General features: G+C 72.9%; 17 protein-coding genes. 11 read left to right on the top strand and 6 right to left on the bottom strand.

The window, feature by feature from the left end; genetic code table 11:
* Nucleotides 1-124: 124 nt before the first annotated feature.
* Genes TBR22_RS14145 through aroC form a run of 4 tightly spaced genes read right to left on the bottom strand, consistent with a single transcriptional unit; the run spans nucleotide 125 to nucleotide 4,163 of the window.
* Nucleotides 125-1,462 (bottom strand): RsmB/NOP family class I SAM-dependent RNA methyltransferase, encoded by a 1,338-nt coding sequence (locus tag TBR22_RS14145; RefSeq protein WP_239488488.1) that lies wholly within the window; start codon nucleotides 1,460-1,462, stop codon nucleotides 125-127.
* Nucleotides 1,459-2,433 carry a methionyl-tRNA formyltransferase gene (gene fmt / locus TBR22_RS14140; RefSeq protein ID WP_239488487.1) on the bottom strand — a complete coding sequence of 325 codons (975 nt, stop codon included), beginning with the start codon at nucleotides 2,431-2,433 and terminating at the stop codon, nucleotides 1,459-1,461. The genes TBR22_RS14145 and fmt overlap by 4 nt, the downstream gene beginning before the upstream one ends.
* Entirely contained in the window at nucleotides 2,430-2,939 is a 510-nt protein-coding gene (gene def / locus TBR22_RS14135; RefSeq protein ID WP_239488486.1) for a peptide deformylase, read from the bottom strand. The genes fmt and def overlap by 4 nt, the downstream gene beginning before the upstream one ends.
* A gap of 3 nt (nucleotides 2,940-2,942) precedes the next feature.
* On the bottom strand, nucleotides 2,943-4,163 hold the full coding sequence (gene aroC / locus TBR22_RS14130; RefSeq protein ID WP_239488485.1) for a chorismate synthase: 1,221 nt from the start codon (nucleotides 4,161-4,163) through the stop codon (nucleotides 2,943-2,945).
* 181 nt (nucleotides 4,164-4,344) lie between these two features.
* Between aroC and TBR22_RS14125 the strand changes: the two genes are divergently transcribed.
* From TBR22_RS14125 to TBR22_RS14105, 5 genes are all read left to right on the top strand, one after another.
* Nucleotides 4,345-6,390 carry a sigma-54-dependent Fis family transcriptional regulator gene (locus TBR22_RS14125; RefSeq protein WP_239493495.1) on the top strand — a complete coding sequence of 682 codons (2,046 nt, stop codon included), beginning with the start codon at nucleotides 4,345-4,347 and terminating at the stop codon, nucleotides 6,388-6,390.
* 10 nt (nucleotides 6,391-6,400) lie between these two features.
* Nucleotides 6,401-7,360, top strand: a complete 960-nt coding sequence (locus TBR22_RS14120) for an ABC transporter permease (RefSeq protein WP_239488484.1) — start codon at nucleotides 6,401-6,403, stop codon at nucleotides 7,358-7,360.
* Entirely contained in the window at nucleotides 7,357-8,154 is a 798-nt protein-coding gene (locus TBR22_RS14115; protein WP_239488483.1) for an ABC transporter permease, read from the top strand. The genes TBR22_RS14120 and TBR22_RS14115 overlap by 4 nt, the downstream gene beginning before the upstream one ends.
* A 225-nt stretch (nucleotides 8,155-8,379) precedes the next feature.
* The gene (locus TBR22_RS14110) at nucleotides 8,380-8,976 is read left to right on the top strand and encodes an RNA polymerase sigma factor (RefSeq protein WP_239488482.1); all 597 of its coding nucleotides are present in this window, start codon (nucleotides 8,380-8,382) and stop codon (nucleotides 8,974-8,976) included.
* Complete coding sequence (locus TBR22_RS14105; protein ID WP_239488481.1) at nucleotides 8,973-9,773, top strand: zf-HC2 domain-containing protein; 801 nt, start codon at nucleotides 8,973-8,975, stop codon at nucleotides 9,771-9,773. Before TBR22_RS14110 ends, TBR22_RS14105 begins: the two co-directional genes overlap by 4 nt.
* A gap of 24 nt (nucleotides 9,774-9,797) precedes the next feature.
* Here the strand turns inward: TBR22_RS14105 and TBR22_RS14100 are convergent, their stop codons facing one another.
* Together TBR22_RS14100 and TBR22_RS14095 are read right to left on the bottom strand one after the other, a co-directional pair.
* Entirely contained in the window at nucleotides 9,798-12,026 is a 2,229-nt protein-coding gene (locus TBR22_RS14100; protein WP_239488480.1) for a hypothetical protein, read from the bottom strand.
* Between the two features lie 7 nt (nucleotides 12,027-12,033).
* The gene (locus TBR22_RS14095; protein ID WP_239488479.1) at nucleotides 12,034-13,887 is read right to left on the bottom strand and encodes a SpoIVB peptidase S55 domain-containing protein; all 1,854 of its coding nucleotides are present in this window, start codon (nucleotides 13,885-13,887) and stop codon (nucleotides 12,034-12,036) included.
* A gap of 401 nt (nucleotides 13,888-14,288) precedes the next feature.
* On the opposite strand from TBR22_RS14095, the gene TBR22_RS14090 reads away from it, so the two are divergent.
* The 6 genes from TBR22_RS14090 to TBR22_RS14065 are packed head-to-tail and all read left to right on the top strand — an operon-like array spanning nucleotide 14,289 to nucleotide 20,358.
* Nucleotides 14,289-15,788, top strand: a complete 1,500-nt coding sequence (locus TBR22_RS14090; RefSeq protein ID WP_239488478.1) for a type I 3-dehydroquinate dehydratase — start codon at nucleotides 14,289-14,291, stop codon at nucleotides 15,786-15,788.
* On the top strand, nucleotides 15,776-17,290 hold the full coding sequence (gene trpE, locus TBR22_RS14085) for an anthranilate synthase component I (protein ID WP_239488477.1): 1,515 nt from the start codon (nucleotides 15,776-15,778) through the stop codon (nucleotides 17,288-17,290). The genes TBR22_RS14090 and trpE overlap by 13 nt, the downstream gene beginning before the upstream one ends.
* A 2-nt stretch (nucleotides 17,291-17,292) precedes the next feature.
* Nucleotides 17,293-17,859: an aminodeoxychorismate/anthranilate synthase component II gene (locus tag TBR22_RS14080; protein ID WP_239488476.1), complete on the top strand. Its 567-nt coding sequence runs from the start codon at nucleotides 17,293-17,295 to the stop codon at nucleotides 17,857-17,859.
* The gene (gene trpD, locus TBR22_RS14075) at nucleotides 17,859-18,887 is read left to right on the top strand and encodes an anthranilate phosphoribosyltransferase (RefSeq protein ID WP_239488475.1); all 1,029 of its coding nucleotides are present in this window, start codon (nucleotides 17,859-17,861) and stop codon (nucleotides 18,885-18,887) included. The genes TBR22_RS14080 and trpD overlap by 1 nt, the downstream gene beginning before the upstream one ends.
* Nucleotides 18,884-19,753: an indole-3-glycerol phosphate synthase TrpC gene (trpC, locus tag TBR22_RS14070; protein WP_239488474.1), complete on the top strand. Its 870-nt coding sequence runs from the start codon at nucleotides 18,884-18,886 to the stop codon at nucleotides 19,751-19,753. The genes trpD and trpC overlap by 4 nt, the downstream gene beginning before the upstream one ends.
* On the top strand, nucleotides 19,750-20,358 hold the full coding sequence (locus tag TBR22_RS14065) for a phosphoribosylanthranilate isomerase (RefSeq protein ID WP_239488473.1): 609 nt from the start codon (nucleotides 19,750-19,752) through the stop codon (nucleotides 20,356-20,358). Before trpC ends, TBR22_RS14065 begins: the two co-directional genes overlap by 4 nt.
* Nucleotides 20,359-20,368: the final 10 nt, after the last annotated feature.

The following is a 20,368-nucleotide window of genomic DNA, read 5'->3' as shown; positions in this document are numbered from 1 at the left end:
GTCGGCAGTCGGCAGTGGGCAGTGGGCAGTCGGCCGTTGGTCGTAGCCGTCGCCCTTGGGCGACGGTCAGTCATGGCCAGCCCAGGTCAGAGACCGTCGCGCGAGCGCGACGGCTACCGCATGGTCAAGGCTTCTGCAGGACCACGGCGTAGAAGGCGTCGAGGCCGTGCGCGTGCGGCCAGGTGCGCAGGGCACCCTCGTCGGTCAGCAGCGGCGCCATCGAGGCGGGCAGCGCTGCCGTGCGCAGGTCGATGCGCGTCAACTCGGGGTGGGCCACCAGCACGTCGGCTACCAGCGATTCGTTCTCCTCGGGCTCGCTCGAGCACGTGGCGTAGATCAGCCGGCCGCCGGGGGCCAGGGCCCGCAGACCTTCCTCGATGAGGGCGCGCTGCGTGGCCACCAGCGCTGGCAGGTCACCGGGGCCGCGCCGCCAGCGGACGTCGGGCTCGCGACGGAGCGTGCCGAGGCCGGAGCAGGGCGCATCCACCAGGACGGCATCGAGGCTTGCCGAGAACGGCAGGCGCGCCGCGTCGCTGCGTAGCACCGGGATGGCAGCGCCCGGGATCCGCGCCAGCGTCTGCGCCAGGAGCGTCACACGCCGGGCGCGCAAGTCGTTGGCCATCAGGCGGCTGCCCGCGGGCAGCCGGCCGTGCATGACCAGGCTCTTGCCGCCTGGCGACGCGCAGGCGTCGAGCACACGGCCCCGCGCCACGGTGGCGGCCACCAGCCCGACGGCCGCGGAGGCCTCGTCCTGAGCGTAGGCCCTGGCCTCGCGCAGCAGCGGCAGCGCGTCCTTGCCGGCGTCGAGCACCAGGCCGCCGGGCACGAAGCGCGTCGGCTGCCCGTGCAGGTCTTCCGGCAGGACGCCGCGGCCGGGCATCGGCCAGACGGTGACGTCGGCCGACGTGTTGTCGTGGCGGATCCAGGCCTCGGCCGCGTCGTAGCCGTGCCTGTCGACCCACCGCTCGACCAGCCAGCGCGGGTGCGATCCGGTGATGGCCAGGTAGGCGAGCGCCTGCTCGCGCCAGCGCGGGTCGCCGACCGGCACCCGTGGCGCGTCGGGCAGCCGCGGGAACCCATCGCGCACCACGCGGCGCAGCACGGCGTTCACCATGCCGGAGGCGCTGCGCGTGGGCCCGCGCTTGACGATCTCGACCGCGTCGTTGACGACGGCCGATGGCGGGGTTCGGGTCGCGTGCTGCAACTGGAAGAGCCCGAGCCGCAGCGTCGCGCGCACCTCCGGATCGAGCGAGGCCGGCTGCCGGTTGGTGAGGGCGTGGATGGCGAAATCGAGCGCGAGGCGCCAGCGTTCGACGCCAGAGGCCAGCTCCGTGAGCAGCGCCCGGTCGCGCGCGTCGGCAAGCCCGGCGTGCGCCTGCGCCAACGCCGACGGCAGGTCGATCCGACCGGCCTCGACGGCAACGAGCACGTCGGTGGCGGCGCGCCTCGCGGGCGCAATCACGGCGCCATCCCGGCGCGCAGGGGCTCGGCCGCGCGTCGCCCCTGCAGCCACTCCCGCGTCGTCATCGCCCGCTTCCCCTCGGGTTGCACGCGGCTGACCCGCAGGCAGCGCCCGTCGCCGCAGGCCAGCAGCGCCGCATCGCCGTCGACCCGCACGAGGCCGCCGGGCGGCACGTCACCCGCGGGCGTGTCGTCGGCCCTGGCCTCGCGCACCACGAGGCGCTGCCCGTCGACGTACGTGAAGGCCGACGGCCACGGCTGCATGCCACGCACGTGGCAGTCCAGGCTCCACGCCGACCGCGTCCAGTCGATGAGCCCCTCCTGCTTCTCGAGGCGCGGCGCCAGCGTCGCGGCCGCGTCGTCTTGCGGCACCTCCTCCACGGACTCGCCGCGGCCGATGCGATCCACCACGTCGCGCAGGAGCGACGCCCCGGCGACCGCGAGCCTCGCCTCGAGCGAGCCGCTCGTGTCGTCGGGACTGACGGGCACCTCGACCCGCGCGAGCATCGCCCCGGCATCGAGGGCGAGCACCACGCGCATGATGGTGACGCCGCTCACCGCATCGCCGTTGAGGACGGCACGCTGGATGGGCGAGGCGCCACGCCACGCCGGCAACAGCGAGGCGTGCACGTTGAGGAGCCCGCGCGGCGGGATGTCGAGCAGCACCTGGGGCAGCAGGCGGCCGTACGCCGCGACCACGCCGAGGTCGGCGTTCCAGGCGCGGAACGCGTCGAGGAACACGGGATCCTTCAGCCTGGTGGGCTGCAGGATCGGGACGCCCGCGACGACGGCGCGCTCCTTGACCGGCGCGTCGCTGACCTGCTGCCCGCGGCCGCGCGGACGATCGGGCTGCGTGACCACCCCGACCACCTCGTGCGAGGAGGCGAGCAGGGCGTCGAGCGTCGGCACGGCAAAGGCCGGGGTGCCGAAGAAGGCGATGCGGAGGGGCATGTCGGGAACCGTCGTGCTCACCACTTGCCCGCACGACGCAGGCGCTTGATGCGGCGGATGATCGCCCACCGGTAGACCGGCCGGAGGCGATCGAGGAACAACACGCCGTCGAGGTGATCGATCTCGTGCTGCAGGGCGCGCGCGAGGAGTCCTTCGGCGCGGATCTCGCGCACGTCACCGTCGGCATCCATCGCCCTGACGACCATGCGCAAGGGGCGAGGCACGGTGGCTTCGATGCCCGGCAGGCTGAGGCAGCCTTCTTCCTTCAACTGCAGGCCATCGCGTTCGAGGATCTCGGGGTTGATGAGCACGAGCAGCTGGTCGGCGCGCGAGCCCGCCGACAGGTCGATCAGGCAGAGACGCACCGACTCGCCGACCTGCGGCGCGGCCAGGCCGACGCCCGCCGCGGCGCGCAGCGTCTCGCGCATGTCGGCGATCAGCGTGTCGATCGCCGGCGTGATCGACTCGACGGGCGCGGCCTTCTGGTGGAGGACCGGGTCCCCGTACCGCAGGATCGGCCGGCGCATGCGTCAGGCTTCGGTCGGCGCGCCCGAGAACCGCTGCGCCACCCGCGCATCGACGCGCTGCATCTGGGCGCGGATGTCGTCGAGCGTGTCGGCGCCGTACCGCTCGATTACGGCGTCGGCAAGGACGAAGGCGACCATCGCCTCGGCGACGACGGCCGCCGCCGGCACCGCACACACGTCGCTGCGCTCGATCGCCGCCGGCGACTCCTGCATCGTCTGCAGGTCGACCGAGCGGAGGGGCTTCATCAGCGTGGAGATCGGCTTCATGTAGCCGCTGATGCGGAGGTCCTCGCCGTTGGTGACGCCGCCTTCGAGGCCGCCGGCGCGGTTGGTCGGGCGAGCGACGCCGATGGGACGGGACGGCGCACCCTCGGCAGGCAGGAGGATCTCGTCGTGCACCTGCGAGCCCGGGATCGAGGCGACGCCGACGCCCTTGCCGATGCCGACGGCCTTGATCGCCGGGATCGACATGACCGCCTGGGCGAGCCGGCCATCGAGCTTGCGGTCCCACTGCACGTACGAGCCGAGTCCGGCGGGAAGGCCGCGCACGACGACTTCGAAGGCCCCGCCGAGCGTGTCGCCCGCGGCGCGTGCGGCATCGATGGCCTCGATCATCTGCTGCTGCACCCCCTCGTCCACGCAGTGCAGCGGCGCCTCGTCGTCGATCGCGGCGATCTGCTCGAACGTGCAGGCCAACGGGTCGCCGGCCGACACCGCCCCGAGCGTGAACACGTGACTCACGATGCGGATGTCGAGCGCCGACAGCAGCTGCCGGGCCAGCGAACCGGCCGCGACGCGCGCCGCGGTTTCGCGCGCGCTGGCCCGCTCGAGGATGTCGCGCATGTCGTCGCGGTCGTACTTCAGCGCGCCGGCGAGATCGGCGTGGCCGGGCCGCGGCCGGGTGACCGGGGCGCGCCTGGCACCCGTCGCGTCGGCCGGCGCCTCCGGCCCGACATGCATCGTCTGCTGCCAGTTCTTCCAGTCGCGATTGCGGATCAGCATCGCCACCGGACTGCCGAGGGTCTGGCCCTTGCGCACGCCGCTGAGGATCTCTGCGGTATCGGTCTCGATCTGCATGCGGCGGCCGCGCCCGTAGCCGAGCTGCCGGCGTCGGAGCTCGCGGGCGAGCGCCTCCTGGTCGATCGGAAGGCCGGCGGGCAGACCTTCCACCATCGCAACGAGAGCCTGCCCGTGTGATTCACCGGCGGTGAGAAAGCGAAGCATCAACCCGCGATTCTACACGGCGGCCGGGCCGGGCAGCGTCGCGGTGGTAGTTCCTGCGCCGCCCGCTGCGGCCCGGCCTCGCAGATTCCGCAGGGCGGGCGGCGCGATCGCCGCAATTGCTGCGGAATCGCCGCAGCCGCGCGTGGCGAGTGGCTTGCTCCTGTGTCCACCCGTGAGCGGCATGGACGTGACGTCGATCCGGGGCGGGCGGCTGCTGTCCGGGCCGGGGGGCCTGCGCGACCTGGCCACGGGGTGGTCCGTACGGATCGACACCGTGCCCGGCATCGTCTCGGCGCCGACCGGCACGAGTTCGATCCTCGACCAGTGGGCCTGCCAGGACTGGCTGGGACGCTGGCGCACGCACCGCGTGATCGCCTCGAGCGGGGTGGCGGCGGATCTCACGATGGCAGTGCCGGACCTGGCCGACCCCGCGCCCGACAGCATCGGTGTCACGCACGCCGGAGACGCCGCGGGCTGGTGCGGGGTGGCGGCCGCGGCCCGGCGCGCCGGCTGGGTGCCGGTCCACGTCGCGCTGCTCCGTTGGCTCGATGCGCGCAGCGCCCGGGCGTGGCCGCCCCTGTGCGTGGCGGTCACAGCCGGCCAGGAGGAGGTGCCGGTCGCCCTGGCCTCCTGGGTCGCGCAGGGCGGGCGAGTCGCGGCGATGGCCACGACGGGGTTCACGCCGGTCGTCGGCGATGCGGAGGCGCTGCCGATCGTCGCCGCAACCGCGCCGGCGGCCTCCGCGCACGGTCGGCTCGTCCGCCGGGCGTGGCGGGCGAGGGGCCGCGGGCCCGCCGCGCCGTCGTTCCTCTGGTGTCGACCGTCGAGGGAAGGACCAATCCGCATGACTCATCTCGAACTGCTCGATGTCACGGCTGCCCTCGAGGAGGTGCGGCGCGACGAAGACGCCCTCGTGGTGACCTGCCGCGCGGTGCGACGGCACACCGGCGCCAGGCGCGCCGGCATCCTCGCAGTGCGCGGCACCGAGGTCCGCGTGCTGGCCACCGATGAGCCGTCGCCCGAGGCCGTGCACGCCTGGCGCCGTCTCTGCCTCGAGGACGGCCTGGATGGCCTGGCCTCGACAAGCGGCTGGCACGCATCGGGGCGGCACCAGGCCCGCGACGACCTGTACGTCCATGTCTGCGGCACCTGGCCGACGCGCGACGAGGCGGTGGCGCGGTCGGAGCTGCTGCCGGTCTTCGCGCGGCTCGCCTCCTCGCGCGTGCCGACGTCGGGGCCGTCGTCGGCGGCCAACTCGCCGCTGGCCGACACGCTGGTGGGCGAGAGCGTCGTGATGCGGGACGTGCGCGCGCAGATCGCCCTCGCGGCTCGCGCCCCGTTCCCGGTGTTGATTCGGGGGGAGAGCGGCTGTGGCAAGGAACTGGCCGCCCGGGCCATCCACGCGCTCGGGCCTCGTCGCCAGCGGCGCTGCGCCGCCATCAACTGCGCCGCGCTGCCCGACGACCTGATCGAGTCCGAGCTCTTCGGCCATGTGCGCGGTGCCTTCACCGGCGCTGCCGCCGATCGCACGGGTCTGTTCGACGAGGCCGACGGCGGCACCCTCTTCCTCGACGAAGTGGGCGAATTGGGCGCCCGCGCGCAGGCCAAGCTGTTGCGCGTGTTGCAGGACGGGGAAGTGCGGCGCGTCGGCGAGAACACGGCACACCGGGTCGACGTGCGGGTGATCGCGGCGACCAACGTGTCGCTGGAAGAGGCGGTCCGGCGCGGCACGTTCCGGGCCGACCTGTTCTACCGCCTCGACGTGGTGCGGGTGCGCATGCCGGCCCTGCGCGAGCGCCGCGAGGACATCCCGGCGCTGGCCCGGCACTTCTGGCGCGACTGCGCCGCGCGCGTCGGCAGCCGGGCCCGGCTCGAGGGGCCGGTGCTCGACGCCCTCGCGCAGCACGACTGGCCCGGCAACGTCCGGCAACTGCAGAACACCCTGGCGGCACTCGCGGTCCGCGTGCCGTCGCGCGGGCGCGTCGGCGTGGACGACCTGCCGCCGGAGTTGCGCCGCACCGACGCCTCCACGCCCTACGTCACCCGCGCCGGACTCGACGCGGCGCGCCGCGCCTTCGAGGCCACCTACGTCCGCGACGCGCTCTCGCGGGCCGGCGGCCGTCCGTCGCTGGCCGCCCGCGACCTCGGCCTCACCAGGCAGGGGCTCTCCAAGCTGGTGCGCCGGCTGCGCCTCGACGAGCCGGACGAGGGGCCTCGACTACCATAGGCGCCGACCCATGCTGCGTTTCCTCGTGCGTCGGCTCCTTCTCACCATCCCCGTGCTCCTCGGGGTGGCGACGATGGTGTTTGCGTTGATTCACCTGGTGCCGGGCGACCCGGCGGTCTCGATGCTCGGCGAGGCGGCCACGCCGGCCGACGTCGCGGCGCTGCGCGGCAAGCTCGGGCTCGACGACCCGCTGCCGGTGCAGTACGGGCGCTTCCTCTCCGATGCCGTCCGAGGGCGACTCGGGCAGTCGCTGCGCACGGGCCGGCCGGTCACCACCGAACTCTCCGAGAAGCTCGGGGCGACGGTCCTGCTGGCGGTCACCGCGATGGCCGTGGCGCTGGTGGTGGCGTTGCCGCTCGGCATCCTCGCGGCCGTGCGCGCCCACACCTGGGTAGACAGTGCCGCGATGGCCCTGGCGCTGGTGGGGGTGTCGATGCCGAACTTCTGGCTCGGGCCGTTGCTCGCGTTGTTGTTCGGCGTCACCCTCGGGTGGCTGCCGATCTCCGGGCGCGGACCGTCGAGCGAGATGCTGATCGGCTCGGTGCCGCGTGTGCCGCCCGAGTACCTCGTGCTGCCGGCGCTCACGCTCGGCCTCGCGCTCGCGGCCATCCTGGCGCGCATGACACGGGCCAGCCTGGTCGAGGAGCTCAAGGAGCTCTACGTGCGGGCGGCGCGGGCCCGCGGCCTGTCGCGTACCCGCACGGTCCTGCGCCACGCGCTGCGCAACGGCCTCATCCCGATCATCACGATCATCGGCCTGCAGTTCGGCGCCGTGCTGACGGGCACCATCATCACCGAGACGATCTTCGCGTGGCCCGGGCTCGGACGGCTGCTGATTCAGTCGATCCAGTTCCGCGACTACCCGATGGTGCAGGGGTGCATCCTGCTCATCGCGGTCACGTACGTGGCCGTCAACCTGCTCACCGACCTGGCCTACGGCGTGGCCGATCCCCGGATCCGGTACGAATGAACCTGCGCATCGGCCTCGTGCTCGTGGTGGCGACGGTGCTCGTGGCGGTGGCCGGCCCGTGGCTGGTGGCCTCCGATCCGCGGACGCAGGAGCTGGCCCTCCGCCTGGCCGGTCCCTCGCTGGCGCATCCGTTCGGGCTCGACGAACTGGGGCGCGACATCCTGGCGCGGCTGGTCGCGGGCGCGCGCATCTCGCTGCTGGTCGGCGTCTCGGTGGTGTCGGTGTCGGCCGCGATCGGCTTGCTTGTCGGTGGGGTCGCCGGCTATGCCGGGGGCTGGGTCGACACGCTGATCGGCCGGGTCATCGACGTGCTGATGGCTTTCCCGGGCATCCTGCTCGCGATTGCCCTGGTGGCCGCGCTCGGGCCCAGCCTCCGCAACGTGGTGCTGGCCCTGGCCGCCATCGGCTGGGTCGGCTACGCGCGGCTGGTGCGGGGCCAGGTGCTCAAGGCACGCGAGTTCGAGTACGTGCAGGCGGCGCGCAGCCTCGGGGCCTCGGCCGCCTGGGTGTTGGCCAGGCACGTGCTGCCCTCGGCGTACCCTGCGGTGCTGGTGCAGGCCACCCTCGGCATGGCGGGCGCCATCGTGGCCGAGGCGTCACTGAGCTTTCTCGGCCTTGGTGTCCAGCCGCCGACGCCGAGCTGGGGCGCCATGCTCGATGCCGGCCGGGGGCACCTCCTCGACGCGCCGCACCTGACGATCTTTCCGGGCATGGCCATCGCCCTGCTCGTCCTGGGCTTCAATTTCCTCGGCGACGGCCTGCGCGACCGCATCGACCCGAGGCGGGTGAAGTGACGCCTGACGCTCGAGGTAGCCGGGTGTCCTCACCCCGCCGTCGGCTGACGGCGCGGTTGCGTGCCCTGAGCGGAGTCGAAAGGGGACCGCGCCCGACCCTGCGCTCCCCCGGAGACGGCGCCCGACCTTGTCCGGCAGCCGCCCCGGAACAAAAGGTGAGTTGCGGTGTCCAACCAGACATCGGTACGCTCAGGAGGTGACTGCAGGGTGGCAGGGGAAGCGTCGATGAAGCCCGTCACACTCGACTGGGCCGGTGTCAGTGACGCCGAGGCCGCGCTGGTGTCGCGTTGCCTGGCGGGCGACGAACTGGCCTGCACCGAGCTGGTGGAGACCCACCAGCGCATGGTGTTCCAGCTCGCCTATCACCTCCTGGGCGACAAGGAAGAAGCCCTCGATCTGTCGCAGGACGTCTTCCTCACCGTCTTCCGGATGCTCGATCGCTTCCGTGGACAGTCTGCCCTCCGCACCTGGATCTACCGCATCGTCGTCAACCAGGCCCGCAACCGACAACGCTGGTGGCGTCGGCGCTACCAGTCGGCGCAGGTCCCCCTTGATGTCCACGTCTCGGCGCATGGCGACCTGGCGTCGCCGGCCGATGAATGTGGCCCCGAGCGGTTGTTGCGCCAGAAGGAACAGGCCGAGCGCGTGTGGCAGGCGCTGCGTGAACTGCCGTTCGACCAGCGCACGGCCCTCGTGCTCCGGGAGATCGACGGCCTCAGCTACGAGGAGATCGGCTTCTCGCTGAACGTCGCCGTCGGCACCGTCAAGTCGCGGCTGGCGCGGGCGCGCCAGTTGCTGCGTGCGGAGTTGCAGCAGTCATGACCACCACAGCGTGTCACGACATCGTCGAGCACCTGTCGGCGTACAGGGACGGGGAACTGTCGGTCACCGAGGACATCGACGTCGGCCAGCACCTGCGGGAGTGCGAAGCCTGCCGGCGGGTCCTGGAGGATCTCGACGACCTCGGGCAGATGCTGCGCGGCCGCGCGGCGCAGGCCTCGGCCACGATTGGCGACGAGCCGATCCGGCGGGGACTGGCCGGCGCCGTGGTGAGTCGCGTGCTCGCCGAGCAGGAGCAGTCCTGGCCGGTGCGCCTGCGCGAGGCCTTCGACGACATGCACCTGGTCTGGGCCGGGTTGAGCGCGACGGCCGCGGTGGTGGTCTGCGCCGGTGTCGCGGCCGCCCTGGTGTTGTTCGCGCCCGCCGCCGAGCGGTCCGACTCGCTCCGCGCCATGTTCACGATGATGGCGCTGCCCGGCACCGAACTCGAGCCGCTGCCGCTCGCGCCGGGGATGGAGGCGCCTCGTGTGTCGCCCGACGCCATCATGCCGCTGATGCTGGCCAATGACCTTTCGTCGGCCGACGACGAGGAGGTCGAGGTCGCGATTTCGGCAGTGGTGACTCGCGAGGGGCGCATCGAGCAGACGACGCTGCTCGAGGGCTCCGACAGCCATCAACTGGTCCAGTCGCTCGAGGACTCGGCGCGCTTCCAGCCGGCCAGTCGCGCTGGCAGTCCCGTTGCCGTGAGCCTGGTGTGGCTGGTGAGTCACACCACCGTGCGGCCGCCGATGGTCAAGCCGCAATCGTCGCGCCGGCTGCCGACCGACATCTCCACGTAGCGGGCGGGGCCTGGTCGGCCCTTCCTACCGCTTCGGCGCGATTTCGAGCGTCGCGAGGTTGGTGAGGCTGTCGGTGGCGCGTACCACCACCGGGCCGTCGCCGAGGTCGGCCAGCGGCACGGTGAACGTCTCCCGCAGGCCATCCATCACGCCATCGTCAGGGAAGACCGGGCGCCACTGCCCGTTGGCCAGGAGCACGTCCACGCGGTCGAGCGTGGACGCGCTGTCGATCACCTCGAAGGCAAGGCGGGTCGGCGCGGGCTGTCCTGCGGCCGGCTTGTCGGTGGGCACCTGGCGGACGTGGATCACGGGCGGCGTGTTGTCGACCGTGATCGGGCCGCCTTCCTTCTCGCCCGTGAGTGCCGTCCCGGTCGGATTGGCACGCCCATCGGTGGCGACGATGCGCACGAGGTATCGCGCATCGGGCAACTGCGACGTGTCCCACGTGTAGACGTTGCCGACGAGATCCCTGGCGAGCGTGCGCCAGGTGTCGGTGCCGACGCGGCGAACCAGCACCTGGAAGCGGAGGTCGTCCTTGTCGGGATCACTGGCGTCCCACTGGAACGTCTGGAAGCCTTTCTGGAACAGGCGGCGGCCGACCGCCGCGGCGGTGCTGGTCGGCGTCGCCGCGGCGATGGCCTGGTCGCGCGCCGGCGCAGGCGTCGTCGACTGGAAGCCGGCGAGGTCCGGCGGCTCCTGCGTGCCGTAGGGCTGTTGGAACACGACGCCCGCCGGGTGGAGGGTCAACGTGGTGACGCGCGGGCGCTGGTTGCGCGGCAGGTAGGTGAGCGTCACCTGGTCGAGGGCGGCCGCGCCCGTCAGGTCGACGCGCCACTGCAGGTAGCGTGCGGCGGGGCTGGCGATGCGCAGCACGCCCTGGTCGTCGCGCACCGGGACCCAGTCGGCCCAGGTGTCGTCGGGAGTCGACGTGTTGCCGCTGCGCGTGGCGAAACGCGCGCTGCTGCCGGTGGGCTGCTCGCCGTCCCAGCGGAGCACGCCCCACGCGGCGCCGGTGGTGGCGTCCTTCACCTCCGAGGTGTACTGGCCCGTGGCGGCGGGCGTCGCCGCCAGTTCCACCAGCTTGCCCGGGTTCGAGGCCGTGAGCAGGTATCGATCGCCGCGCGGGATGATCCGCGTCAGTTGCCGGGCCTGGACCTGCGCCAGGCGTGCGGTGCGTGCCGGCTCGCCGTCGACCGCGTACACGACGCCGTTGTCGGCAGCCACCAGCAGCCGACCCGTGTCGGTCGGCAGCAGGTCGAACGGCAGTTCGCCGGTCGCCTCCCAGTACGTGTCGACGAGGCCGTCGGCGCCGACTCGGTAGATGGCGCCCTTGCCGGAACCGCCCGCGCCTGCCGCAGGCGTGGCCGTGGTCGCCGGGGTGGCGCTGACCGTCGTCGAGTCGCCGACGGCAACGACCGTCACCTCGGTGGAGACCTGCGCGGATGTGGTGGACGAGGAAGTGGCCGGCGCGGGCGTGCTCGCGGCGGGCGTGGCGCCCGGTGAGACGGCCAGCACCCACACGGTCCCCTTCGCATCGGCGCGGATTGCCTGCACCTGCGTGTAGGGGCCGTCGAGCAGCGCGAATGGCCTGCCGCCCGGCGGGATTCGATAGAGGCGCCCGGGGCTGTCGGTGCCGACGAACACGTCGCCGGCGTCGGTGACGTGGAGCGCGGTGACGTTGGCCGCGGCGCTCTCGAAGATCTTCGTGGGCGTGCCGCCGGCCTTCGGCAGCCGGTACACGCGCCCCTTGCCGCCGGTGGCCACGTAGACCTGCTGCTCTCGATCGACGGCGATCGCCCAGACGTAGGTTTCCTCGGGGTCGAAGAACACCCTGGCAGTGCCGTCGCGCGCGATGCGGTACACCTTCCCGTCGGGCGAGGTGCCGGCCAGCAGTGCGTCGCCGTGCCAGGCCAGGGCGTGGACCTGGAGTTCCTCGCCGTCCCAGAACACGCGGGTCGTGTCGCCGGCGAGGGCGAGCACCTGGCCCTCGTTGCCGGTGCCGACGTAGGCCGTGCCGTCGGGAGCGGTCACCGCCGTCCACAGCGTCGGAACGGGGGCTTCGTGGAGCACGCGCGACGCGGGTCCGAGCGCCAGTCGCCCGTCGCGCGTCACGGCGACCTGCTCGCCGCGGCCGGCCATCCAGTGCTCGACGCTGGTCACCTCCCAGCGTGAGGGGCCGGCGGCCGACAGGGGCAGCGAGGCGAGGGCCGCGAGCGCGGCCGTCGCGAGCGACGATCGGGACGGAAGGGTCATGGAATGATTACGGAACGAGGGGCGTGATGGCGATCGTGCGCTGCCCGGTGGCGACCGCGTCGGCGGGAATCTCCCATTCGCCGAGCACGTCCTGGTCGAGCGAGGTGGCGACCACGCCGGGGGTCGCGCCGAGCACCTGCAGCACGCTGCCGGGAAGGGCGGGCAGGTCGCGGCCGTTGACGACCGAGCCGGCGGCGGGACGCACGAGCCGCACGTACCAGCGGTCGCCGCGACGCTGCTGGTTCAGCAGGCCGACCAGCTCGTCGACCGAGCGCGCCTGTTCGACCGTGCGTCGCCGTCCCTCGAGCTGCGCGAGCGTGGACCCGTCGATGATCTGCAGCTGCAGCGTCCCGGTGGCGCCCGGGGGAAGCGCGATGGACAGCGTGTGCAGCTGCGGCGTGCTGCGGAAGTTGCGCGTCTCGGCGCGCAGCGTGATCGTGTCGCCGGCGCGCGGGCGGGGCTCGGCGATCCAGGCGCGGTCGAGGCGGGTCGAGCGCTGCCGCTCCTCGGTGTCGAGGGTCAGCGCGATCGGCCCGAGGCGCGGGGTGCCGAGGTCGCTGCGCAGGACGGCGGCCAGCGGGGCGGCCACCGACGCGGCGGCCGTCGCGACGGCGCCGTCGCCGCCGAACACGTTGTCGAGGCGCAGCACGCTGGCCCCGACCTGCGCCGAGCCGGCGAGGCGCACCGTCGAGGCGCCGATCTCGCGCTGGTACGACTGCAGCACGTTGGCCACCGCGGCGTAGACGATGAGCGGTGAGAAGAGCTGGTCCTCGGACACCTCGAAGGCGAAGGTGCGCGCCGCGCTGCCATTGGCGCGCAGCGAGACGGTGAGCGGGATCGTCCGGGGCGTGACGCCCAGCGTGCCGCCGATCGCGGTCGCCCGGTCCTGATCCATCACGCCGACCACGTCACCCAGCTGCGCCAGCTTGATGGAGTTCAGCAGGCTCGGCACCACCGCGACGACCTGCGCGCGGGTCATCGGCAACTGCGCCGGCCCGAGGTTGAAGAACGGGTGGCCGAACGCCAGGACCCGCGTGCCCTCGACGCTGGTCACGGTGCCGGTCGCGCCGAGCGACAGGTCGCCCCGCACCAGGCTCACGCCCACCGCGTCGCCGGGCTGCAGCGGGCCGCCGTCAGCCACGGCCGCCCCGCCCGCGGACGCGCCTGCGCCGGCCGAGACCGGAGCGAACCCGGCCTCGCCGAGCGTGTCGGCCAACCATCGGCCGATGCCCGGGGCAAAGCCGCTCATCGACAGGGGCGTGGAAATCGGCCGCAACAGCGGCGAACTCGTCGACTCGACGCCGAGGTTGCGCAGTGCACTGGCCGGAACGGCGATGCCGTCGCGCCCCGGCAGGGATGCCAGGAACGCCTCGCGCAACGCCTCGGGCGTGAGCGTGGTGTCGAGCGGCCAGGCGGCGACGGCACGCAGGCCCGCCGCTGGCATCGACGTCGCGTCCTGCATCTCGGCGATCGGCGTGATGCCGGCGATCGGCGCCTTCGGGAACTGACCCATCGAGTACGCGACGGCGCCGACGAGCCGGCCGTCGATGTACACCGGGCTGCCGCTCATCCCGGCGATCACGCCGGTGTTCTCGAGACCTGCGCCCTCGAGCCTGGCGAGAATCACCTGCCGCCGGGGACCGACGACGCCGTCGAGCACGCCGAGGACGTGGGCCTTGAACCGGACCTGCTCGCCGCCCTCCATCCGGGTGAGGCCTTCGGCCACCTGGCCGCGCCTGATCTCGCTCACCGGGAACGTTGCCAGGCGCGCCGGCACGGGCGCGACGCACAGCAGGACGGCCAGTGCGACCAGGAGGACGCTGCGGCGCAGGCGAGATGGCGAGGAAGCAGGGAAGAGCAAGGTTCGGCCGTTATGACACGCGGGGGAGAGGGGGTCAAGCGAACCAGTGGCGCGCGTCATAACGTTGGACGCACGTTGACGCAGTTCGGACGACTCTGGTACGGTGCCTCTCACATGCGGGTCATCGCCGCCACCTCCTTCGTCTCGCAGCCGGCCTCCAGCCGCGTGCCGTTTTCGGCGCGGTATTGGTGGTGGTCTGGCTCCAGAGCCGAGGGGGCGGCCGTCTAGCCGCGTATCGACCAGCACCGTCACGACCGGAACCTGGCGCCCCTTCGGCCTCCGCCGAACGGGCGCTTTTTGTTTTTCACGACGAAAGATCCCCGGCTCGAGGCTCAGAGAACACACAGATGCCCGTCAGCATGCTTTCTGAGCCCTGAACCCTGAGTCCCGAGACTTCACGTATGCCGACCACCCTCGTCTCCACCCTGGCCGACCTGAGCGTCGACGCCCTGCCCGCCGCGCGGGCCGAGGCGCTGCGCGTTGCCGACCTGGTGGAGCTCAGGCTCGACCGGTTGCCGCCGTTGCCGGTGGCCGAGGTGATGGGGGAGGCCGCGAGCCGGGCCGTGGTGACGTTCCGGCCGGTCCGCGAAGGCGGGCGATTCGAGGGCGAGGAGTCGGCGCGCGAGGCGCGCCTGCGCGAGGCGCTGACGCACGGCGCGGCCTACGTGGACGTCGAGTGGGACGCGCCCTTTGCCGACGACTTCATCGCGGCGTTCCCGGGGCGGGTGATCCTGTCGCGACACGACTTCAAGGGGATGCCGGCCGACCTGGCCGCTCTGGTCTCGGCGATGGCGGCGCGCCGGCCGGGCGTCGTGAAGCTGGCGGTCACGCCGACCCGCCTCACCGACCAGCTCGCATTCCGCGCGGCGGCTCCGGCCGCTGGCGACGTGCCGCTGGTGCTCATCGCGATGGGCCCGGTGGGCCTGCCGTCGCGCCTGCTGCCCTCCCGGTTGGGATCGCACTGGACGTACGGCGGAGCGGCCGTTGCGCCGGGGCAGGTGCGTCCGGAGGTGATGCGCGCGCGCTACCGCGTCGGGCAGCAGGGACCGACCACGCAGGTGTTCGGCGTCGCGGGGCGGCCCATCAGCCACTCCTGGTCGCCGACGCTGCACAACGCGGCGCTTCGCGCGCTCGGCGTCGATGGCGTGTACGTCCCCTTCGAGGCGCAGGACATCGGCGACCTGCTCACGATGGCCGAGGCGCTCGACGTCCGCGGCCTCAGCGTCACCGCGCCGTTCAAGCTCGATGCGCTGGCGGCGGCCGTCCGCGCCGACGAGCTGGCGACGCGCCTCGGCGCCGCCAACACGCTGACCCGCGTGGAGGGCGGCTGGGCCGCGCGCAACACCGACGTCGAGGGCTTCCTCCAGCCGTTGCGCGACCGGCTCGCGCGCACCGGCCGGGTCCTGTCGGGCCTGCGGGTCGCGGTGCTCGGCGCCGGCGGCGCCGCCCGGGCCGTCGTCGCCGGCCTGGTCGACGCCGGGGCGGCGCCCACGGTGCATGCGCGTCGCCGCGAGCAGGCCGAGCAGCTCGTGGCGCTCGGCGCCCGCGCCGGCCAGGCCAGTCCCGAGCCCGGCACCTGGGACGTGCTGGTCAACACGACGCCGGTCGGCACCGCGTCGCACGACGGCGCCAGCGACGCCACGCCCATCGACGCCGACCGCCTGACGAGCGGTGGCCTCGTGTACGACCTCGTCTACAACCCGGGGCGCACCCGGCTGCTGCGCGAGGCGGCGGCTGCGGGGTGCGACACCCTCGGCGGGCTCGAGATGCTGATTGGCCAGGCGGGCGTGCAGGTGGCCACCTGGTTCGGCGTCGCCCCGCCGCTCGACGCCATGCGCGCCGCCATCCATGCCGAGGCCCCCCAGCTGGCCCTCGTGCCGGAGACCCCATGTCCGCGATGACCCAGACCACGTTCGAGGAATTCGTCGATCTCGCCGGCCGCGGCACCTTCGTGCCGGTGTGCCGCGAGCTGCTGGCCGACCTGCTCACGCCCGTTTCGGCGTTCCTGCGCGTTGCGGAACACTCCGATTACGCGTTCCTGTTCGAGAGCGTCGAGGGCGGCGAGCAGGTGGCGCGCTACTCGTTCCTCGGCAAGGACCCGTTCCTGGTCCTGCGGGCCCGCGACGGCAAGGCCGTGATGGAGCAGGGGGGGCAGGTGTCGGCCCTCGACGAGACGTTCGTCTCGGCGCTGCGGCGCATCATGGCGGAGTACCGGTCGCCCTTCGTGCCGGGCCTGCCGCGCTTCACCGGCGGCGCCGTCGGGTTCTTCGGCTACGACGCAGCGCCGTGGTTCGAGCCCAAGCTGCAGGAGACGTGGCAGGCCTACCGGGCCGCGCAGGATCCGCGCGACGAGGCGGCCTTCATGCTCTTCGACACGGTGCTCGCGTTCGACCACGTGAAGCACCGCATCCTGCTCATCGCCAATGCGCGCATCGCGCCCAGCGACGACCTGGCCTCGCTGTACCAGTTCGCCAACGCCCGGCTCGACTTCCTGCAACGCGAGCTCGAGCAGGCCCACGCGCAGCCGATCGCCGGGGGCGAGGCGGCGCCGGCGCCGCCGGTGGTCACGCCGCTGACCAGGCGCGAGGACTTCGAGCAGGCCGTCCGCACCGCGCAGGCCTACATCAAGAAGGGCGACATCTACCAGGTGGTGCTGTCGCAACGGTTCGACGTGCAGCTCGACGCCGACCCCTTCACGGTGTACCGCGCGCTGCGCCACGTGAACCCCTCGCCGTACATGTACTTCATGCGCGTCGGCGACCTCTCCATCGTCGGTTCGTCGCCCGAGATGCTGGTGCGCGTCGAGGCCGGGCAGGCCGAGACGCACCCGATCGCCGGAACGCGTCCGCGCGGCCGCACCCACGAGGAGGACCTGCGCCTCGGTGAGGAGCTGAAGCGCGACGAGAAGGAACGTGCCGAGCACGTGATGCTGGTCGACCTCGGGCGCAACGACCTCGGGCGCGTCTGCCAGTACGGCTCGGTGCGGGTGCCGCAGTTCATGACGCTCGAGCGCTACTCGCACGTCATGCACCTGGTGTCGCGCGTGGTCGGCACGCTGGCCGACGACGCCGACCGGCTCGACGCGCTGGTGTCGTGCTTCCCGGCCGGCACCGTGTCGGGCGCCCCGAAGATCCGGGCGATGGAGATCATCGCGGAACTCGAGGGGCGGCCGCGCGGCGTGTACGCGGGCGCGGTCGGCTACCTCGACTTCGCCGGCAACCTCGATTGCTGCATCGCCATCCGGACCGTCTGGATGCGCGATGGCCTCGCCTTCGTGCAGGCCGGCGCCGGCATCGTGGCCGACAGCCACCCGGCCGCCGAGTACGAAGAAACCCTGAACAAGGCGCGTGCCGTGCTCGGTGCGCTCGAACTCGCCCAGTCGCTCGGGCGCCACGCCGGGTAGCCATGGTCCTGCTGATCGACAACTACGACTCGTTCACCTACAACCTCGCGCAGTACTTCGGGGAACTGGGCGCCGAGGTGGCCGTGCACCGCAACGACCGGATCACGCTGGACGAGATTCGCGCGCTCGAGCCCTCGCACATCGTCATCTCGCCGGGGCCGGGCCGTCCTGAGCACGCCGGCGTGTCGGTCGACGTGCTGCGTACCTTCGGCCCCCACGTGCCGATTCTCGGCGTGTGCCTCGGGCATCAGGCGATGGGCTACGCTTTCGGCGGCCAGGTGGTGAACGCCCCGGTGCTGATGCACGGCAAGACGTCCGACGTCGAGCACGACGGCAAGGGCGTGTTCCGCGACATCCCGCAGGGGTTCACCGCGGCGCGCTACCACAGCCTCGTGGTCTCACCGGTCGGCCTGCCCGAGTCCCTCGAGGTGACCGCGCGGACGATGGGCGACGGCATCGTGATGGGCCTGCGCCATCGCGAGTACCCGATGCACGGCGTGCAGTTCCACCCGGAGTCGGTGCTCACCGGTCCGGGACACCACCTCCTGCGCAACTTCCTGGAGCTGTGATGTTCGCGCCCCTGCTCGAGAAACTGCAGCGGCACGTGCCGCTCACCACCGACGAGGCCGCCGCCGCGATGGCCGCCATCATGCGCGGCGAGGCCACGGCGGCGCAGGTCGCCGGTTTCCTGATGGCGCTGCGATCCAAGGGCGAGCGTCCCGAGGAACTGGTCGGGCTCGCACGGGCGATGCGCGCCGCGGCCGTTCCCCTGCCGCAGGCCTTCGCCGACGTGTTCGACACCTGCGGGACCGGCGGCGACAACGCGGGCACGGTGAACGTCTCGTCGATGGCGGCCGTCGTGCTCGCCGCATCCGGCGTGCGCGTTGCCAAGCACGGCAACCGCTCGGTGTCGAGTCGCAGCGGCAGCGCCGACGTCTTCGAGGCGCTCGGCGTCAACGTCGCCGCCACGCCGGCCGTGGTGGCGCGCTGCCTCGACGAAGTGGGCATCGCGTTCCTGTTCGCGCCGACCTTCCACCCGTCCATGAAGCACGCCGCGCCGGTGCGGCGCGAACTGGGCGTGCGCACCGCCTTCAACCTGCTCGGGCCGCTCACCAACCCTGCGGGCACCACCCGGCAGCTCGTCGGTGTGCCCCGGCCCGAGCTCACCGAACTGGTCGCGCGGGCGCTCGGCCTGCTCGGCTCGACGCACGTGTGGGTGGTGCACGCGGCCGACGGCCTCGACGAGCTGTCGACGACCGGCTACACGAAGGTGTCGGAGTGCCGCGGCGGGCTGCTGCGCACGTTCTTCGTGCACCCCGGCGCGTTCGGGCTGGCCAAGGCCACGCTCGCCGACCTGAAGGGCGGCGACGCGGCCTACAACGCCGACGTCGCGCGTCGCGTGCTCGCCGGCGAACCCGGACCGGTCCGCGACATCGTCCTCCTCAATGCCGGCGCCGGCCTGTTCATCGCCGGCCGCGTGCCCGCCGTGGCCGAAGGCGTCGCCGCCGCCGCGGCCGCGATCGACGACGGCCGGGCGGCCGCCACGTTGCGGCGGCTTGTCGAGGTCTCGCAGGCCTCCGTCGAGGCCACGGCATGACGATGCCCGCCACCCCGTCCGTGCTCGACACCATCGTCGCCGCCGCGCGTCGTCGCGTGGAGGTGGCGCGGGAGCGCCGGAGCCTCGCCGACCTGGAACGCGTGCTCATCGATCGCGCCGCGACCCCGCGTCCGGCAAGTGACCCGTCAGGGGGCCCGTCCGGGACGAACGGCGCGTTCACGCGCGCGCTGCAGGCGCCGGGCATCCGCGTGATCGCCGAATGCAAGCGGCGGTCGCCGTCCAGGGGGGTGCTGCGCCACGACTACGACCCCGTGGCGATTGCCGGCAGCTACGGGCGCGCGGGCGCGGCGGCCATCTCCGTGCTCACCGAACCGGGCTTCTTCGACGGCCAGCTCGATCACCTCGAGGCGGTTCACGCTGCCCACCCCGCGCTGCCGCTGCTGCGCAAGGACTTCGTCGTCGACGAGTACCAGATCGCCGAGGCCTCCGTGGCTGGCGCGTCGGCGGTGCTGCTGATCGTCGCGGCGCTCGAGCAGGCGGCGTTGCAGCGGCTGCTCGGCTACGCGGCGCAAGTCGGCCTCGACGTGCTCACCGAAGTGCACGACGAGGACGAGGCGCGCCGCGCCATCGACGCCGGCGCGGCGGTCGTCGGGGTGAACAACCGCAACCTGAAGACGCTGGCGGTGTCGCTGGACACGTCATACCGGGTGGCGCCCCTCATCGCGTCGGCCACCGTGCGCGTCGCGGAGAGCGGCCTGCGTTCCGGGGCGGACCTGGCGGCCTTGAGCGACGCGGGCTACGGGGCGTTCCTCATCGGCGAGCGCTTCATGACCGAGGCCGACCCCGGCGCCGGCCTGGCGCGGGTCCTCGCGGAGGCGACCGCCGCGCTGGAGGCCTCGCGGTGACCCGCATCAAGATCTGCGGGATCACGTCGGTCGACGACGCGCTCCTGGCGCTGGACGCGGGCGCCGACGCGATCGGGCTGATCTTCTGGCCGGGCAGCAGGCGCGCCGTCGACGTCGAGCGGGCCCGGGCGATCACCCGGGTGGTGCCGCCGCTGGTGGCGACGGTCGGCGTGTTCGTCGACGAGACGCCCGATCAGGTGCGCAGCATCGCCGACGCGGTGGGCCTGTCGGCGGTGCAACTGCACGGGCAGGAGACCCCATTGGACTGGGCGAGGTTCCCGCGGCCGGTCCTCAAGGCGATGCCCGTCGAGGCCTACGCCGACAGCCCGTGGCAGCAGGCACGTGCCGCCATCCTCGTGGACGCGCACGACCCGGTCACGATCGGCGGCACGGGACGCACGGTGGACTGGGAGGCGGCCAGGGCGATCGCGGCGACGCGCCGCCTGGTGCTGGCGGGCGGCCTGACGCCCGACAACGTCGGTGATGCGGTGCGGATGGTGCGCCCGTGGGGCGTGGATGTGGCGTCGGGCGTGGAGCAGGCGCCGGGCGTGAAGGATCCGGGCAAGGTGAGGGCATTCGTGCAGGCCGTGCGCGAGGCAAGGTGAATGGAATGGA

The organism is Luteitalea sp. TBR-22 (genome assembly GCF_016865485.1).
Lineage (GTDB): Bacteria > Acidobacteriota > Vicinamibacteria > Vicinamibacterales > Vicinamibacteraceae > Luteitalea.
The sequence above is the reverse complement of the archived record's forward strand: the minus strand, read 5'-3'. Positions and strand labels throughout refer to the sequence as shown.

Excerpts from the sequence above, each read along its gene's own strand:
- def (WP_239488486.1), bottom strand. The coding sequence starts at position 2,939 with ATGCGCCGGCCGATCCTGCGGTACGGGGACCCGGTCCTCCACCAGAAG.
- aroC (WP_239488485.1), bottom strand. The coding sequence starts at position 4,163 with ATGCTTCGCTTTCTCACCGCCGGTGAATCACACGGGCAGGCTCTCGTT.
- TBR22_RS14125 (WP_239493495.1), top strand. The coding sequence starts at position 4,345 with ATGGACGTGACGTCGATCCGGGGCGGGCGGCTGCTGTCCGGGCCGGGG.
- TBR22_RS14120 (WP_239488484.1), top strand. The coding sequence starts at position 6,401 with ATGCTGCGTTTCCTCGTGCGTCGGCTCCTTCTCACCATCCCCGTGCTC.
- TBR22_RS14115 (WP_239488483.1), top strand. The coding sequence starts at position 7,357 with ATGAACCTGCGCATCGGCCTCGTGCTCGTGGTGGCGACGGTGCTCGTG.
- TBR22_RS14110 (WP_239488482.1), top strand. The coding sequence starts at position 8,380 with ATGAAGCCCGTCACACTCGACTGGGCCGGTGTCAGTGACGCCGAGGCC.
- TBR22_RS14105 (WP_239488481.1), top strand. The coding sequence starts at position 8,973 with ATGACCACCACAGCGTGTCACGACATCGTCGAGCACCTGTCGGCGTAC.
- TBR22_RS14100 (WP_239488480.1), bottom strand. The coding sequence starts at position 12,026 with ATGACCCTTCCGTCCCGATCGTCGCTCGCGACGGCCGCGCTCGCGGCC.
- TBR22_RS14090 (WP_239488478.1), top strand. The coding sequence starts at position 14,289 with ATGCCGACCACCCTCGTCTCCACCCTGGCCGACCTGAGCGTCGACGCC.
- trpE (WP_239488477.1), top strand. The coding sequence starts at position 15,776 with ATGTCCGCGATGACCCAGACCACGTTCGAGGAATTCGTCGATCTCGCC.
- TBR22_RS14080 (WP_239488476.1), top strand. The coding sequence starts at position 17,293 with ATGGTCCTGCTGATCGACAACTACGACTCGTTCACCTACAACCTCGCG.
- trpD (WP_239488475.1), top strand. The coding sequence starts at position 17,859 with ATGTTCGCGCCCCTGCTCGAGAAACTGCAGCGGCACGTGCCGCTCACC.
- trpC (WP_239488474.1), top strand. The coding sequence starts at position 18,884 with ATGACGATGCCCGCCACCCCGTCCGTGCTCGACACCATCGTCGCCGCC.